16 protein-coding genes (1 of these 16 running past the window's edge) are annotated in these 16,846 nt (G+C 39.8%); 5 read left to right on the forward strand and 11 right to left on the reverse strand.

Annotated features, from left to right (window positions below; all coding sequences use genetic code 11):
• Positions 1-793: the 3' portion of a helix-turn-helix domain-containing protein gene (locus IQ276_RS21200; RefSeq protein WP_235115843.1), read on the forward strand. It extends 566 nt beyond the left edge of the window; only the last 793 of its 1,359 coding nucleotides appear in the window; the start codon falls outside the window, past its left edge; its stop codon occupies positions 791-793.
• 601 nt (positions 794-1,394) lie between these two features.
• On the opposite strand, the gene IQ276_RS21205 is transcribed toward IQ276_RS21200, so the two are convergent.
• Together IQ276_RS21205 and IQ276_RS21210 are read right to left on the reverse strand one after the other, a co-directional pair.
• The gene (locus IQ276_RS21205; protein ID WP_190882293.1) at positions 1,395-1,781 is read right to left on the reverse strand and encodes a response regulator; all 387 of its coding nucleotides are present in this window, start codon (positions 1,779-1,781) and stop codon (positions 1,395-1,397) included.
• Entirely contained in the window at positions 1,753-5,214 is a 3,462-nt protein-coding gene (locus IQ276_RS21210; RefSeq protein WP_235115844.1) for a response regulator, read from the reverse strand. Before IQ276_RS21210 ends, IQ276_RS21205 begins: the two co-directional genes overlap by 29 nt.
• A 597-nt stretch (positions 5,215-5,811) precedes the next feature.
• Between IQ276_RS21210 and IQ276_RS21215 the strand changes: the two genes are divergently transcribed.
• Entirely contained in the window at positions 5,812-6,216 is a 405-nt protein-coding gene (locus IQ276_RS21215) for an NIL domain-containing protein (RefSeq protein ID WP_190882295.1), read from the forward strand.
• Between the two features lie 78 nt (positions 6,217-6,294).
• Here IQ276_RS21215 and IQ276_RS21220 read toward each other — a convergent pair whose 3' ends face one another.
• Complete coding sequence (locus tag IQ276_RS21220; protein WP_193915089.1) at positions 6,295-7,362, reverse strand: DUF3616 domain-containing protein; 1,068 nt, start codon at positions 7,360-7,362, stop codon at positions 6,295-6,297.
• A 446-nt stretch (positions 7,363-7,808) separates the two neighbouring features.
• Between IQ276_RS21220 and IQ276_RS21225 the strand changes: the two genes are divergently transcribed.
• A complete protein-coding gene (locus IQ276_RS21225; protein ID WP_193915091.1) occupies positions 7,809-8,792 on the forward strand; it encodes a CHAD domain-containing protein in 984 nt (327 codons plus the stop codon).
• A 29-nt stretch (positions 8,793-8,821) separates the two neighbouring features.
• Here IQ276_RS21225 and IQ276_RS21230 read toward each other — a convergent pair whose 3' ends face one another.
• The gene (locus IQ276_RS21230; RefSeq protein ID WP_193915093.1) at positions 8,822-9,466 is read right to left on the reverse strand and encodes a hypothetical protein; all 645 of its coding nucleotides are present in this window, start codon (positions 9,464-9,466) and stop codon (positions 8,822-8,824) included.
• 181 nt (positions 9,467-9,647) lie between these two features.
• Between IQ276_RS21230 and IQ276_RS21235 the strand changes: the two genes are divergently transcribed.
• Positions 9,648-10,172 carry a hypothetical protein gene (locus IQ276_RS21235; protein WP_228042925.1) on the forward strand — a complete coding sequence of 175 codons (525 nt, stop codon included), beginning with the start codon at positions 9,648-9,650 and terminating at the stop codon, positions 10,170-10,172.
• Positions 10,173-10,529: 357 nt separating this feature from the next.
• A complete protein-coding gene (locus IQ276_RS21240) occupies positions 10,530-10,793 on the forward strand; it encodes a hypothetical protein (protein WP_193915095.1) in 264 nt (87 codons plus the stop codon).
• A gap of 23 nt (positions 10,794-10,816) precedes the next feature.
• Here IQ276_RS21240 and IQ276_RS21245 read toward each other — a convergent pair whose 3' ends face one another.
• The 7 genes from IQ276_RS21245 to IQ276_RS21275 form a co-directional block, all read right to left on the reverse strand.
• Positions 10,817-10,990, reverse strand: a complete 174-nt coding sequence (locus IQ276_RS21245) for a TenA family protein (protein ID WP_193915097.1) — start codon at positions 10,988-10,990, stop codon at positions 10,817-10,819.
• A 55-nt stretch (positions 10,991-11,045) separates the two neighbouring features.
• Positions 11,046-11,930, reverse strand: coding sequence for an aspartoacylase (locus tag IQ276_RS21250; protein ID WP_193915118.1), 885 nt, complete (start codon positions 11,928-11,930; stop codon positions 11,046-11,048).
• A 51-nt stretch (positions 11,931-11,981) separates the two neighbouring features.
• The gene (locus IQ276_RS21255) at positions 11,982-13,037 is read right to left on the reverse strand and encodes a glutathione S-transferase family protein (protein ID WP_193915099.1); all 1,056 of its coding nucleotides are present in this window, start codon (positions 13,035-13,037) and stop codon (positions 11,982-11,984) included.
• Positions 13,038-13,598: 561 nt separating this feature from the next.
• Positions 13,599-14,093 carry an ureidoglycolate lyase gene (locus IQ276_RS21260; protein ID WP_193915101.1) on the reverse strand — a complete coding sequence of 165 codons (495 nt, stop codon included), beginning with the start codon at positions 14,091-14,093 and terminating at the stop codon, positions 13,599-13,601.
• A gap of 196 nt (positions 14,094-14,289) precedes the next feature.
• Positions 14,290-15,309 (reverse strand): RpoD/SigA family RNA polymerase sigma factor, encoded by a 1,020-nt coding sequence (locus tag IQ276_RS21265; RefSeq protein WP_190882302.1) that lies wholly within the window; start codon positions 15,307-15,309, stop codon positions 14,290-14,292.
• 632 nt (positions 15,310-15,941) lie between these two features.
• Positions 15,942-16,208, reverse strand: a complete 267-nt coding sequence (locus IQ276_RS21270; protein ID WP_193915103.1) for a DUF3172 domain-containing protein — start codon at positions 16,206-16,208, stop codon at positions 15,942-15,944.
• A gap of 198 nt (positions 16,209-16,406) precedes the next feature.
• Entirely contained in the window at positions 16,407-16,835 is a 429-nt protein-coding gene (locus tag IQ276_RS21275; protein WP_190882304.1) for a bifunctional diaminohydroxyphosphoribosylaminopyrimidine deaminase/5-amino-6-(5-phosphoribosylamino)uracil reductase RibD, read from the reverse strand.
• Between the last annotated feature and the right edge of the window lie 11 nt (positions 16,836-16,846).

Genomic DNA, 16,846 nt, shown 5'->3' on the forward strand with positions numbered 1-16,846 from the left:
AGTAATTATTTGGAAAAATCTAAAATTTCCTAAATCATTAGATTTACTTGTCAATAATTTATTAAATACTTGTCAACAAAAATCTAAAGATACTATAGATGATAAATTAAAACAATTATTTGATATTTTCACAGATAAAAAATGTTTAATTATTCTTGATGATGTGCAGAATATCTTTACTAATAGTGAATTTTCTGGACAATATCAACATGAATACAAAAATTACCAAACCTTTTTTAGCATGATTACAGAAATTGAACATCAAAGTCATATCATATTAATTAGTCAAGAACAATGTCCAGAAATGGAATGTTTAGATGAGGAATTATATCCTATTAGATGTTTAGAATTATCAGGATTAGACAATACAGATATTTTAAAAAATACAGGATTACAAGATGAAGAAAGCTGGTTAAACTTTATCAATTTATATGAAGGTAACTTGATGTATTTTAAAACTATTATCACGTTAATTAACAAAAATTATGATGGTAAAGTAGCGGATTTTTTAGCTGAGAATATTTTACATCTTCCCAATAAAATGCAGTCTCATTTTCAAGAGATATTTAACCATCTATCACCGACAGAACAAGAAATAGTATTACAATTAAGTAAATTTGAGCAATCTATTTCCAGGGAAGAATTAAGACAAAGTTTAAACTTATCGTCAGTTGATTTTAATAATGGTTTACAATCCCTACAACAAAGGTATTTAGTCACGAAAATAAAAAATGATAAAAGATTGTTTCAATTGTCTTCAGTTTTTAGGGAATATGTAAGAAATTATTGTTAAGATTGATGATATTTTTATCAAAAATATAGATCATTTTTAGAACGGACTGGGCTAGCACCCAGTACCATCAAAACAAACCTACGAAATAACTCTCTTGAGCTTACTAGCAGTCTTGTCACGCTAGTAGGGTGCGTTAGAACGAAGTTCGTAACGCACCAAAAACCGGGGGAGGTGCGTTACGCAACGCTTTCACACCCTACTAATACACTATTTTTAGTCTTGCTACGCCACTACGTGTATTTCAAAAATCAAATAGGAGTCCTATATTTAGCAATCTGATTTTAATTGTCAGAATTGAAATACGCAGATCCCCAACTTCTTTAAGAAATTGGGAATTTTGTCGATCGCAAATGGTTCATAATTGTTAATTTATCCGAAGAACCAATTCTAATCACATCTCTACAGTATCTTTGCATGTTTTTACTCTGCGTTCAGAAATTCTAAATATCCATTGCTGAGTTCTTTCACTGCGGTTTATATATCAAAACTACAACCCTGTAGCTCACATCACAGCTAGGGGGTTTGAGTTTTATTGGCTCCAGCGAAAATTTAGGTTGCTGGCTGGCTTTACAAACCTGCAACCTAAATTGCTATCTGTAAGTTACTTTTCCAAATTCCAGCCCAAGGCTACTGCTACTTGTTGAGCTAATTCTAGGGGATTGAAGGGTTTAGCGATCGCACTAATCATTCCTATCTGGGCATAGCGACGGCGATCAGAAGCCTGGATTTTGGCAGTTAATAGAATTACCGGAATTGCTTTGGTTACTGGATTTGCTTGTAACTTTTCAAAGGTCGCAATGCCATCCATATCTGGCATCATCACATCCAGTAAAATCGCGTCTGGTTGGTAAGTCTCGGCTTTAATTATGCCTTCTTCACCAGAACCAGCTGTCTCTACTTTCCAGCCTGCGACTGTTTCCAAGCAAATCTTGGCAACTTCTTGAATATATTGCTCGTTATCAACCACTAGAATTCGCTTTGTTGTCATCACCGCTATCCTCTTGTTGGTTGTGAGTAATTCCTTGAAGTAACTGCATCACCCGTTGTTCAAATTCCTCAGTAGTCACGCGCCCTTTGGTCAAAAATTCTGTATGTCCTAACTTAAGTCGATTGTGTTCGGACTCATCCAAATCCCTAGCTGAGTAAACTAGTACAGGAGTATTACAAAGATGGTTGTGCTGCTGTAGCCAATCCACTACTGCAAATCCATCACTCTCTGGCAAGATCAGGTCGAGAATCATTAAGTCAGGATTCACTTCTTGACTCAGGCGGATTGCTTCCCGTCCAGTTTTGGCTAGGAAGGTTTCAATCTTATGCCTTTCAAACAGAGTCATGAGCAGTTGAGCTAAATCGGTATCGTCTTCAACAATTAGAACACGGACTCGCTTTGAAGATTTAGCTAACACCTGTCTGACTGACTCCAACAGATGCTTCTGTGAGAATGGTTTGTTTACCCAATTTACAAAATCTACATTAGGTTGATTACTTGTGATTGGTTTATGTCCGTAAATGATGGGAATCTTAGAATACTCCTGTAAATCAGTATTTTGGTAAGTCCTGAACAACGGCAGAGTGACGTAAAAAGTGCTACCCTCCCCTAACACACTTTCAGCCCAGATGCGTCCACCATGCTGTTGCATAATGCTTTTACAAATTGCCAAACCCAAACCAGTGCCATCATGATTCCGTGAATCAGAAGAGTCAACTTGTTGAAAGCGCTCAAAGATACTCTCAAGTTTGTCAGCTGGGATACCGCGTCCATTGTCTTTGACTGTTAACAAGACTTCATCCCCCTGTTGTTGTACTTGCAACCAAACCTTAGATCCAGCAGATGAAAATTTAATGGCGTTACTCAATAGGTTAGTTAAAGTTTGAACAATGCGATCGCAATCTACCCATACTTGACCGGAGACATCCGAAATGCATAGCGTCACTCCTGCTTTATCAGCCAGAGGTTGCATAACATTTACTGCTTGAGCGATTAAATCAACGATGTTGCAGATTTCTGGTTCCATCTTCCCCTTACCGGACTCGATGCGCTCAATGTCTAGGATGTCATTGATTAGGCGTACTAAACGTTCAGTGCTATCAGTGGCAATTTGTAGCAGGCGTTTTCCCTGTTCTGAGTCTGTGGGTAGCAAACCACTGGCTAGCATTCCTAGAGAACCGTGAATTGAAGTTAAAGGTGTGCGGAGTTCATGACTGACAACAGAGATAAACTCATCTTTCATACGTTCGATTTGCTTACGTTCAGTTATATCTCGTAATATAACTGTATAAAATATTTCCTGACTCATGTCGATTTTGGAGATGGAAGCCTCTGCTGGAAATTCAGTCCCATCTTTGCGGCGACCATATATTTCCCGCCGTTCTCCCATGCGGCGGGCAAGATTAGGAGATTTGCCAAAGTCAACCACATGTTGACGATGCACCTGTGAAAAGCGGTGCGGCAAAAGTAAGTCAAGACCTTGCCCAATCACTTCCTCGGCAGAGTAGCCGAAAATTTTCTCTGCTCCTTGATTAAACAAGGTGATGCGTTGGAAGCCATTGATAGAAATAATTGCATCATCAGCAATATCTAAAATCCTTGCAAATCGCGCTTGGGAAAAGCGTAATTCTTCCTGTGTCCGCTGACGTTCATCAAGTTGTGACTGCAACTGTCGATTCACGGTAATTAACTCAGCAGTGCGCTCTGCTACTCTCAATTCTAATTCGTTGATAGCTTGGAGATTGGGGAATGAGGGAGATGAGGGGGATGAGGGAGTAATGGTAGTATTTTGTTCCCTTGCTTCCCCTGCTTCTCCTCCTTTGCCTACTCCCTTGCTCACCTGTGTCACGCGTCGTCCCAATTTTACCCGTTCTAAACGATTGACAATTCGGGTTACTAGTTCTGGCCCGACAATGGGCTTGCTAACAAAGTCATCAGCACCAACGCTAAACACTTGATTTACTATTTCGGCATCGTTATGCACTGTGAGGAAGAGGATGGGTAACTCACTCCAGTCTGGATTGTTACGTACTACTTGGCAAAGTTGAATACCATTTGTAAAGGGTAGTTCCACATCTAAAATTAGTAGATCTGGCGCAACCGCTTCCAAGGTTTCCCAAAACTGACGCGGATCTTCAAGAGCGATCGCTTTGAGTCCCCAAGGACTAAGTAAGGTTTGCAAAAATGCCTGAATTTGCGGATCGTCGTCCACAACCAATATTTTAGTTTCTGTGTCAGAGGAATTTTCCAGTAGCGGTGTCACCGTTTCTAATACTTGTGTGGTTGGCAGTGCAGATATTGCTGCTGCGTTCTTTTCTTGAATTTCCCGACGCAATAACTTTACCCAAGTTTCGAGGTTGGTGATTTCAGACTTACTTAAAATTTGAGTAGAACTGAGCAGCAACTCGATATTGCGTGCCCATTTTGAGCCAAGAGTCAAGCCAAAAGTACCTAAAGATCCTGCCAAGGTATGCGCCTCTTTGACAGCAAGGCTTTGAAATTCAGGATTTAGAGTATTTTGGTTTAAAGCTGCGATCGCTTGCTCCAGCACCCCCACCTGCTCGTCCACCCGCCCTTGAAATCGTTGCCAAATTTCGCCAACTGCCATTAATGTTTGCTGCTGCTGTGATTTGGGGGTGGGAATTGGGGACTGGGGATTGGGGACTGGGGATTGGGGACTGGGGATTGGGGACTGGGGATTGGTATTCTCCTGTGCCCCCCTACTCCCTGCTCCCTGCTCCCTGCTCGCTACTCCCTGTTCCAGTGGTTTCAAACGATAACCGATACCATAAACTGTTTCAATGAAATCAGTGGGCGCTCCTACAGCTTTGAGTTTGTGTCGTAACCCTTTGATATGGGTGCGAACAGCTTCTTCTTGTGGAGTATCTTCATAAGACCAAAGATGTTCTAAAATCATGCCGCAGCTAAACACCCGGTGATTATTTCGCAAAAATAGTTCCAATAGAGCATACTCTTTTGGGGTGAGTGGCAGCAGATTTCCAGCATAATTGACTTCACAGCTACTAGGATCTAGGCGCAAATCACCACGCTCTAGGACAGGTTGCAAGGTTACGCTTCCACGACGCAACAGCGCCCTGACACGAGCAACTAACTCTTCTTCGTCAAAGGGTTTAACTACATAGTCATCTGCGCCTGCATCTAATCCGATCGCTTTTTCATGACTACTATCGCGCCCTGTCAATAATAATATTGGCACTTGCAGACCATGAGACCGGATTTGCCGACAAAGACTAATGCCATCCAACTTGGGCAACATTACATCCAGGAGGATTAAATCAAAATCGCAAGTTTGGATAAAATCCCAAGCAAGATCACCATCAGTGGCAACTTCAACGGCGTAGTTTTGGTTAGTTAAAACGGAAGTGAGTGCATAGGCATTGAACTCATCATCCTCTACAACTAAAATTTTCATTTTAAAAGCTTTCCAGACAGGAAGGGGTAGAGCAAATAACCAGCAAAAAATTTAAATAGCAAAATAATTAATATCAAAGTTGAATTTTAAAGCATTTTCTACAACTTTTATCTTTAAGGTTAATACTCATTAATAAATATCAATATTGATTTATTTTCAATATAATCTTTTTTACCTGCTTACTTAGCAGCAAATACAATGCTTCCAAGAAACGTTTCGCCAAGGTTAACTTCATGGTAACCTCTGGATTCTTCTACTGTAATACCATTTTAGGAAATACCTGATTATGTAGGGGGGGTACAGCTGTACCTCCCTACAGTGTATTTATCTATTGCAAAGATTTTGGAAAATGGTACGATTTTGTGCTTTGCTAATTACTTGTATTAAAAAACGAAACCTAACAGGTTTCAAGTTGTTGAACCCAATCTGGAAAGCTAGATTTAATTATTAAATATTCATCAGAACCTATTATAGGTATATATCTTATGGTAGATGACATAAAAATAAAAGTATGCAATTTCATCGAACTGATTAATCATCTTTTAAGTCATAAAACTCTGAGTACGCTACAACAGAAACAAAGCCTCTGCTAAACCTGTGAAAAAACGAGTAACCCTCACCTTCCCAAAACGCGCTGTGCAAATGCCAGTCACTTATGTACTGGCTAAAGAGTTCAATGTCGCTGCCAATATTATCCGTGCCCAAGTTGCCCCAAATCAAATTGGCAAACTGGTATTGGAACTATCGGGAGATATTGATCAATTAGATGCAGCGATCGAGTGGATGCGATCGCGCCATGTTAATGTTTCTCATACCTTAGGGGAAATTGCGATCAATCCAGATGTCTGTGTCCACTGTGGTTTGTGTACTGGGGTTTGCCCTACGGAAGCCCTCACACTCAACCCAGAGACATACAAGTTAACGTTCACGCGATCGCGTTGTATCGTCTGCGAACAGTGTATCCCCAGCTGTCCTGTACAGGCAATCTCTACAAATCTTTAACAATCCAAAATCCAAATCGCGCTGTCAGCCCACCAAAGGTGTGAGCTAAAATCCAAAATCCAAAATCCAAAATTGATATTACCCCAGCCCAAACACATCTGCTATTACACCACCATTACCCACCAGCCTACTTTTTGCTGGAGAGTCATAAACTACTAATAGCGAAGGTATGCCAGTGACATCGTGAAAAAGTGTAATTCCTTCAGCGTGATCTTCCCGGTTTCCATAGGGAATATCTTGTACAAAATCTGGATTGCTAAAAACATTTTCTGGCAAATTTACACCGTTTATCCAGCGATAAAGTTGCACAGGCCCATCTAAATCCATTGTTGGCCCGGCTAAAATTAACAAGTCTTTTCCATCTACATACAAATCCCGAATTCCCAAACCATTTAACCAAATAAAATGCTTTTTATACACTTCATTTACTTCGCCAACTTGCCTCAGTTTCAGAAGTCCAGGGCTAGAATCTTCTAACTCTATTTCTAGGACTACAGCCCAACCCCGCAATACAGGACCGCGCAAACCTAGAAAAATTCGATTTTGATAAATACCTATGCCTTCAATATCAAAGCCATTATCTTTTCCGGGAATTGCTGCTTTAATAAATATGCCTAAATGAGAGTCTTCTGCCAAAGCTGTCATCAGCAAATTACCCTGGTTTGTCACCTCTAATTTAGCAGCATTCAACTGCACATCTGGCTTTTGGGGGTGTGGGCAAGATGAGAATAATTTCCCCTCTATTAAAGGAATCCTTCCTAAGAGGTAACGGTTGGGTTCTGATTCAATTTTTGCGAGTCTTTTGAGGTTTTTTGCATCGGTATTATCTGGTTTGGGTTTTTTGCGTTTGTAGCTGTGAGAACCGATAAACCATAAATAATAATCGCTGTAAGCAAGTCCTTCTATATCAATTTCTTGGTCTTCTGGTGCAGGTAAGCTGATAAATTCCGCTACTCTAAATTGTTGGTGGTCTGTAAATTTCTCAGCATCAACCAAAGACAGACGTTCAATCGTTGAAGTTTCATCTGACCCGAACCACAAATACTTCTGGTGTGTTAGTAACACCGCAGATAAGTCTTCTCTGTGTTCTTTAAAATTATCTACAAAAGTCAATAAAACTTGATTAAGCAAATCTGAGTTTGGCATTTTAAATTATCTTTATGGTTGCGAAAATATTAATCATGTTATTATAATCTGTAATTTAATGTCTGTAAAAAATATCCAAAAACTACAGTTTATAACTGATTAAGTAAAATTAATTATACCTGCTTCAACGAAACTCACGAGGGAAAGGAGAAAGTAAAAGTCTTAGCTGTGGCTAGGAAATAAAAGTTGAAATTTGCAACCAGGTATTACTTCCCCTTTGGTTTCGTCTAATTAATTATGCCAAAGGACTTAATCGAATCGTAAGGATAAATCTGCTGCTTAGACCTTGGATAGATATTGCATATTTTTATAAAAAAATACAACTATCTAAAGACCATAAAAATATTTTACAATCATCATTTCATAAAAAAATCTCAAAAGTAGATGCAAATTTTTAACTAATGTTATTATGAATAACCTGATTAGGTATCCCATTAAGATCAATTATGAAATTAGCCACACAGCCCACAGTAAAGACTCTAGGTGACTACGCCTACCAAGCGATTCAAAAACACTTTAAGAAAACCTTGAAGTGGGAAAAATCAGTGAAGAAAGATGAAGATCCAGAAGCACTGCACCAAATGCGAGTCGCAATGCGTCGTCTACGCACGGCTGTAACTAGGTTTGGGGTAGCGGTAGATTTGCCCAAACCAGTCAGCGATAAAAATATCGGAAAAATAGCTCGTCGTCTTGGTAGTCTGAGAGATTTAGACGTACTCAAAGAAAGTTTGGAAAACAATTACAAACCAAATTTACCCCGCAAAGAGCAGGAATCTCTACAAACAGCTTTTGCAGCTTTGGCTAAACAACGTGAAGACGTACTCTCAAGTGTGCAGAAAACTTTAAAGGATGAACCTTACAAGTCTCTGAAAGAAGGATCAGAAAAATGGTTGGAGAAACCCAGTTATCAACCTTTGGCAAATGTGAGTATTGGGCAAGTGCTACCAGATTTACTTTTACCTGAAGTGAGTAATTTCTTACTGCATCCAGGTTGGCTAATTGGCACCGAATTTGTGGAATCAGAGGTGAAAATCCGGAAAAACTGGGAACGAGAAAAGATAGAACAACAATTGACAACTGAAGGTGAAATTCTGCATAGTTTGCGAAAAGAAGCTAAACGTATACGCTACCAGATGGAGTTATTTACCGACTTATATGGCGAGTCTTACGCGGCTTACGTTACAGAAGTAAAAAATATCCAAGAAATTTTGGGTATCATGCAAGATAGTGTGGTTTTAGGTGACTGGCTTGGAGATATCTTCAAGTCAGAAATTCAAACTCAGCTACCCACCCTTGCTAATTTGTTAACTGAAAATCGTTACCAGTCCTGGCAGCAGTGGCAACCCTTACAAGAAAGATATCTGAAAACTGAAACCAGACATAGCTTTCATTTAACAATACTGCATCCACTTTCGGGAGTAATAAATTAAAAGTTAGTTTTTGTTCGGTAAGGATTGGACTAACGAGCAGGCAATTGAATAGGTGCCTCTAGGGATAAAACATAAACACTGCTTTGGGGAATCTGGACAATCCGGATATTTTCAGCAGAACGCAAGCCAGAAATCAATCCAATAGTGCTTCCTAGCATTGCTCCCCGGTCAAACTGGTCGGGATCACCTTGGCTTAAATAACCTGATATGCCTCCACCAATCCTGCCCCAAACAGAGCCATTTTCAACAGCTTTGTCATTAGCTCGCATCTGGGTAATGGTAGTACCGGGAATCATTTGACTTGAGGCTTTAATTGAGACAATTCGACCCTTGACAACTAATGACTGTGCAACAATTTTAGCGCCGCCATTAGTGGGTTTGAGGATAATAGTTACTGGAGTATTTTCTGGCGCTACAACGTTACCTTGACTATCTTGAATAGGGCTAGCTAAAGGAAGTGTCAGAGGATAGTCCTTTTTTTGACCGACATCTACGGTAACAGACGCCGGAAATGAGACAATAATTGCTGTGTCTTGAGGAATGTTAATCTCTTGACTAACTGCTTGAGTTGGTTGAAGCGGTTGAATGGTTACTGGTTGGGCGCTAGCTGGGAGGATGATGGAACCCAACACAGATATAGAACAGGCGAGACTCAAGAATATTTGGGTTTTCATGACAGTTTTTCCTTTGATGTAAGTAGGTTTTTGAGGATTGAATCCCTTCACTCAATCAATAGGTTTGGGGTTATGGATTTATGCAGCAGTCTGTATGGGGGGTGGGGAGATGGGGAGTGAGGGATAAGAATTAATAACCAATGCCCAATGCAGTATACTTGTGTCAAAAATGGATGAGAAGATGAGATTGCGCTGGATTGCTGTTGGCTTGGGTATAACGATATCAATAATATGCAGTGTATTTACAGTGGTTAATCCCGCCCAAAGCAAAGTACCCCAGTTAAATAATGGAGAAACTACTGGAAACGAATTGGAAATAGTCAAAACACGTGCTGATTTAGTTCGTCTGAATGGTCAAAAGGTCAAACTCATTGGACGTTACATATCCAGAAGTTGGAAACCCGATCCCAAATTTACGGGAATTCCAGGTTTTCAAGGACTTTATATCAAAGCGCATATTATACTTGAAGATGGCGTGGAGGTGAACATTTTTCCATCTTGGAATAAACAATCGTTGCGATCGCCAGAGGAAGCAGAGGAATATAATCATCAAATGGTTGAAGCAGTTGGCGTGGTGCAGTTTGAAGCCACACTGACTCCAAATTCCCAAATCCGCGAATCGTTCATTAACTTAGCTCAATTAAGGCCGCACCTACAGGAAACTAAGACCAATTCGCTAAAAGACGGCTATAGCAATCCGATTTGATTTGGAGAATCACTCGTAGAGGTAAGGGACTGGGGACTGGGGACTGGGGACTGGGAAGAAGGAATAAAGGTGTACCTAGCTTCCCAAAAATCAAATATGAGTCCTATATAGATGATGATACTTTGATGCGGCGATAGCAAATCGTAATACTTATTGTTATAAATTCTTCAGCAGAGTACTCGTATTTTCCACAAATTTGCTGTATTGTATTTATTCTGTCCAATTTTTCAGTACTCAACTCTATCACAGCATCCTATAGATCTGGCTGAACCTTGTTGAAAGGCTACATCAGCTTCTCAAAGAATCAGCGTTCAGATTCTCTTTTTTTATGACCACTTTTCCAAACCTTTAGCAGACATGAAAATCATCAAAAAATCTGAAAAGCTGACCCTGAAGAAGATGAAGGAAATGGAAGAAGCCGAAGACCAGATTCTTCAAGGTGAAACCGTTGATTTTTCCGAACTCGTGGTTGAAGAAAAAGCAGTAATCGCTCCGGAGTATAAAGAACCTAATTATATTCCACTGCGTGACAATCCTTTAGTTCAATCTGTTGGTAACTCAGGCTGGCAGCCTTCTGATATTTGGCGCGAAATGAGAGTAGATAATTTTTATGATGGATAGAGGAGTGCTTCCCCAGCAAACAACTATGCAGTATCCTTATCCAATTGGCTAACTTTTAAAAAGGCTGTTTCTGATTGATGCCCAATAGCTACTGATGTAGTCTGCAATATTTCATCAGCTTGTTGCTCTAAGTGCTTTACATACTCTGTAAAGCCTGCATTTCTCCATAGCTGTGAAAACTCATTGTAGGGCATCATATCTGGTAATTGCTAACCTTGATTACAAGCCACAAAAAGCAGTTGCTTGAATTAGTCAAATTTTTAATTGCTGCTTCTGAGTCAAAGCCATTGCAATTCCTTTTTCGTAGTAAGCTGCCTCATTAATAAAAACAGGCCAAACGGTAGACTCACCTTGATAAACAATTGTTTGATTATCAAAAGTTATAAACATTGGATCTCCTAGATTCAATGCTTGATAATCTTTGTCTTGAAGCTCTGGGTGAATCATGCCAAAGATTGTACCATCCTGTTTTTTTGGGTAGTCTACAACGGATAAATGGTGGTAGAGAGTTAATGTTTTGTTAGTTGCTGGAATTTCACCCTGGTTAAATTGTTCTAGATAGTCTAGAACGGCATGAATCAGTTCCTCCGTTTGTTGGAACAAGGTTGCTTTTAAAACACCTTGGGCAATGGGGCCAATCTCGATCGCAAAACCTAATTCACACAAAGAATTCACAAATGGATTTTCTGCAACTGATTTAAAATCGCATGAATAAACCTTAACTAAAGGGTTAATCTCGCTCAGATAAGCAGCCAGCTTCAAGTTAAAGGGATTAGTATTTACTAAAATAATTGTCAGATCCATATTAGCTGTAGTGCTGTGCAAGTCTAAGATGAAATCTGCCTGTTTATCCCCATTTAATGCTAGGCTATTTTGAATTGATTTAGCTTGCAATTCTTCGTAACTATTAAGAGCCGGATTTTGTAAATCTTGTCGCAGAAAACAGCGATTTAAATCTTTTTCTAGATATCGCCTTGCTGCTGCAAAAGCCTGAGGATTTGCTAACAGAGTGACTGTCTCAAAACTTGGTCTAGTAATCAAGTCCGGAAACTGGGCAAATTTTTGGATTAAATAAGCGCCTGTAAACTCATTACCATGAGTTCCACCAACAATTGCAACTCGATTAATTTGGTTCACGATCGCACCAACTTTATTATGCAGCCATCGAGGTATTTTTCTCAATGTAACTTATAAAGCATTCACTTTGCTGATGCGATCGCGATTATGTGGTTGATTAAGATAGGACATATCAGGGCCATCGGGAATAATTCCGCCAGGGTTGAGTGGAAACAAGTTACCGTAGTAGTCCCGTTTCACACTTTCTACGTCGCAGGTGTCAGCAACACCTGGAAGTTGATATAAATCTCTTAAGTAAGTTCCCAGGTTTTGATAGTCTTGAATGCGTCGCCGATTACACTTAAACAAGCTGTAATAGACACTATCAAAGCGAAATAACGTGGTAAATAAACGCACATCTGCAAGTGTGAGATTGTCGCCGCAAAGATATCGATTAGTTTGCAATGCAGTGTCAATCTCATCGAGAGTTGTGAACACTTCATTACATGCTTGACTATACGCTTCTTGGCTTTGGGCGAAACCGCAGCGATACACGCCGTTATTTACCGCGTGGTAAATTTTCTCATTCCACCAGTCAATTTTTTCTTTGAGTTCTTCTGGATAAAGATCCAATGTTGGGTTATTGGCGAACTCGTTAAATTGAGAGTTGAGGATGACAATAATTTCTGAACTCTCATTATTGACGATGGTTTTTGTTTGATTATCCCACAGGATTGGAACTGTAACCCGTCCGCTGTAGCCAGGTTCTACCCGCTGATAAAATTCAACTAGGGTGCGACAACCTTGTTCTTCTTCGTTGAATATCCAACCGCCTTCAATGGGAGAAGGAGAGACGATACATACTGATATTACTGCTTCGAGTTTTTTAAGCGATCGCACTACTAAAGTTCGGTGCGCCCAAGGACAACCCAACCCAACATAAAGTTTATAACGTCCCGCTGCTGGTTGGTAAGGGTTTCCCTCTTCGGTGCTGATAAAGTTGCGAAATTGGCTACTAGGACGAATATATGCTCCCGACTTATTGGTAGGAGCAAGCTTTGACATCATTATCCGCCAAAGGGTCGTCCAGACAAACATTCCCAACCAAATAATCAGCTTTGGAGGGAGTGAGCGACCTTTCTTTTTGGGGACAGTTGTATTGTCATCTAATGGAGTTGAGTTGCTCATGGCGACAACCTTGCTTTTTGACACTCCCCAGCCTAAAAACGTGGGGATTCTTGGGCTGAATCTCGCCTCCACCAAGCAAACTTGATTTTGGTCTTACAGTTTCATATTTAGTCCGACTACACCTTTCGGCAAGCCCCTAAAGGACTACTCCCCAAGCGTAAATTCGGGTATGCCCTACCCTATTTAATTTTGTCCTCTCCCACCTATGCCATACTTTTTAGAGGGCAGTGAGGTATTGGGGCAACCCACTTGGGATTGGTGACACTAGCCTTTTTACAACGGTCAGTTCGCGTGCCACGACTACACATCTGGTTTTCCGCTTATGTTCAATCATATCAGAAAGCCGTCCTAAAAGGACGGGGTTTTAAACCCAAGTTTTCGATAACATCTTATATAGAAATACGGTTTAGTTAAAGTTTATTGGCAGAGATAACTGATTTTTCAGAGGCGATTCATGGTGTCTCTACATGAATAATTTTAGTAGGGGCGCAAAGCTTTGCGCCCCTACGTTCGCGGAGCATCCCCCAGGGATGGAATGTTTTTTTAATTGGAAATCCCTTACTATATCATTTCAAATTCCAACTGATGACTTTTGAGAAAATCATGAGTGAAATGATCTACCAAATTTGTATCAGCTAGTTCTAAATTATAAAAATCCACAGCTTCATGTTCAAAATATGGCCCAGCGTGCCAAGTTCCTTCATGTAATTTGATAAAACAATTTCCGGGAATGCGGAAAGCAGCAATTTTCTCTAACGCTGGTTCATTCACATCATTATTCGGTGGACAAACTGCAATTAACCAATCTTTTCCTGACAATGAACCCAAACATTGAGTACATTGCACGTGGCGAGTAATTTTATGAAACTTTCGCCCCCTTTTATCCAACCGCATAATATAAAATCGCGGAATTCCGTTTTGTAAGTTTAACTTGGCATCTTCGACATCATAAGCTTTGCCATCTTGACTGGCAAAAATGACCTGTCCGTAAGGTGAAAAGTTTTGTGGCGTCACCCATTGCGCCTGCAATTGTTCTACTGTTTGTGAACTGCTCATATCAAATTTTTTGATGTTCAGAATTCAGGAGTCAGAATTCAGAATTCAGGAGTCAGAAGGCTTGGATACCCAAGCTTGATAATTTGAACAAAATCAAGCAGGTATACAAACATTAATTTTTCAACCATTCTGAATTCTGTTAGCGCAGCGGGGCGTAGCCCATTCTAAGTTGGTGAATTCTGACTCCAAAACAATCTCAGCTAGCTAGATAACTACGTACTTGTTCCTTTTGACGCCTCAGAAGACTGAGGGCTTTTTGCTCTATCTGACGCACGCGTTCTCGACTAATACCCATGCGATCGCCAATTTGTGCTAAAGAAAGTTCATGTCCATCTGTCAGACCAAAACGCAAGGTTAATATTTCTCGTTGCTGGGGAGACAGTTTTGACAACAAGTTTTGTAAGTCTTGGTGCAAGGATTCTTCAGCGGCGTAGTCTTCGGGAGAAAGTCCGTCATCTTGCAATATGTCTTGCAATTCTGTATCCTGTTGTTCACCAACTCGCGCTTCTAGGGAGAAGGGTTGACGGGCTAAATACAAACACTCACGAATCTGGGTGGGTGTCAAAGACAACGCTTCGGCAATTTCAGCGGTAGTGGGAACGCGACCCAATTGTTGAGATAATTCTCGCTGTACCCGCTTAATTTTATTCAGTTTTTCAAAGATATGAATTGGTAATCTAATTGTACGTCCTTGCTGAGCGATCGCTCGTGTGATTCCTTGACGAATCCACCAGTAAGCATAGGTAGAAAACTTATAACCAAGAGCGGGATCAAATTTATCTACCCCTCGCTCTAAACCTAAAGTACCCTCTTGGATTAAATCCATAAATTCTAAGTTGCGGTGCTGGTATTTTTTCGCCACAGCTACCACTAATCGGAGATTAGCTTGAATCATTTTCTGCTTGGCTTGCTGTCCTTGATTTAGCTGTTGCTCCAACACCTCAACACTTAACTCCATCCGATCTGCCCATTCTTGCAGCGTGGGTTCATGATTTAGTTTCACAGCCAATTCTTCTTTAGCTGCTAATAAATTCATCATCTGCTGCACTTTTTGGGCAAAAAGAATCTCTTGCTCACGAGTCAACAAATCTACACGCCCGATCTCTTGCAGATAAATACGCACAATATCATCTGTAGTTCGAGCTTTTTTATCTGCAACTAAACTTTTTTTCTTCGTTTTTTGAACTTCGGTTTGTGGAGATGTTAAGTTGCTCATGGTTATTCACTCCTATGTAACCTTCTGAATTTATTGGTATCAAGTCTATATACTCAGACTTATAGCCCTTTCACACAGCTAATCTATCCATTGGCAAGACTAATGAATTTTCGTCTCTGACACATTAAAAGTCAATTATTGAAAATAATCAACCCAAAATCAACTACCCCCTAATATTACCATCTTTAACACTGACAAATCAATTACCAAAAGTATCATTCAATATCTGAGCTTAAGCAGTCACACTCCTTTAGGAATAAGTGATTCTTGCATATCCTCAAGTTTATTCAATATAAAATCAGCGATTTTTATCTCTAATTTATCATGAATTAATCTAATTAAATACTAAATAATTAGGTAAGCATAATTAAAGAGAAAATAAGATCCTAGTTTTTAGTGAGTGATTCATTCGTAATTCAGTATTTTCAAGATTACTGCCCTGACTATAAAGTTTGATTTATTTTTGTCTAGCTACTTAAAAACATAAAAATAAAATTGGCAATATTTGCTCTATATGGGTGATGAATTTAAAAGTATGTAAGCTGTTTTTACAGTTATTTTTTTGTAAAATTTCCCAGTGGTCATTACGCAACATAGATCTAGATTGCATAGTCAGTTACATAACATTAACTTTAAAAAGATTTGAGATGCCAAAAAAACAGCCGCGTATGTGTGACAATTGCGCTTGTGCCATATTCCACGCAGACATCTGCATCAGGTCTGGTATTATGGGTGTAACTGCTAGTAATGACATTTTTTAAACTAAAAGTAGTAACAGTGGTCACATTAACACCAAGGTTAATACTTGGCAAGACAGCAACACCCACGATCGCCATTAAGATCCTCCCAAAGCAAAAAGATGCGCCTTTAGAGCTGGGTGCTGGACTGCTATGCAGCATAAGTAATAGTTTTTCCCAAAATACTCACCACAGATAGATGACTAGGAACGCCAATCTATACGCCCCCACAATTGATTGATATCATGTCCAGTCCAAGAGTTATTAATTAGTGGCACCTAATACGAATTTTTGTAAAGATTGTTTAAATATCTTAAAATCTCCCTATAGTATTACCATAGCTAATCCTCTCTTCAAGCATCATCTAAATAGATATTGGTTCAGAAAATCGCCTACTTCATTGGCGCATAACCCCACATGAACTATCTTCCCTGCTTTTCTAAGAATGTCTAATCCTTGACCATTATTGCGGGGATCTGGATCGATCATAGATACATATATCTCATGTATACGAGGATCTTTGGCGATCGCTAAAGCACATGCGGGTGTGCGTCCATGAAAAGAACAAGGTTCAAGGGTGACGTACATTTTTAAGTAATCAAAAGCTTGAACTTGAATCTGATTAAGTGCGTCAGCCTCAGCATGATGTTTGCCTGGGGCGTGGGTGTATCCTTGAGCTACTATCTTTTGAGCATCTACAATTACACAGCCCACTGGTGGGTTTGGTAAACATTCAGGCAAAGCTTTTCTGCTTTCGTTCAAAGCAGCCAGCATAAATATCTCATGCATTTTTTCGCGTA

Origin of the sequence: Desmonostoc muscorum LEGE 12446, assembly GCF_015207005.2 — a bacterium.
GTDB classification, from domain to species: domain Bacteria; phylum Cyanobacteriota; class Cyanobacteriia; order Cyanobacteriales; family Nostocaceae; genus Nostoc; species Nostoc muscorum.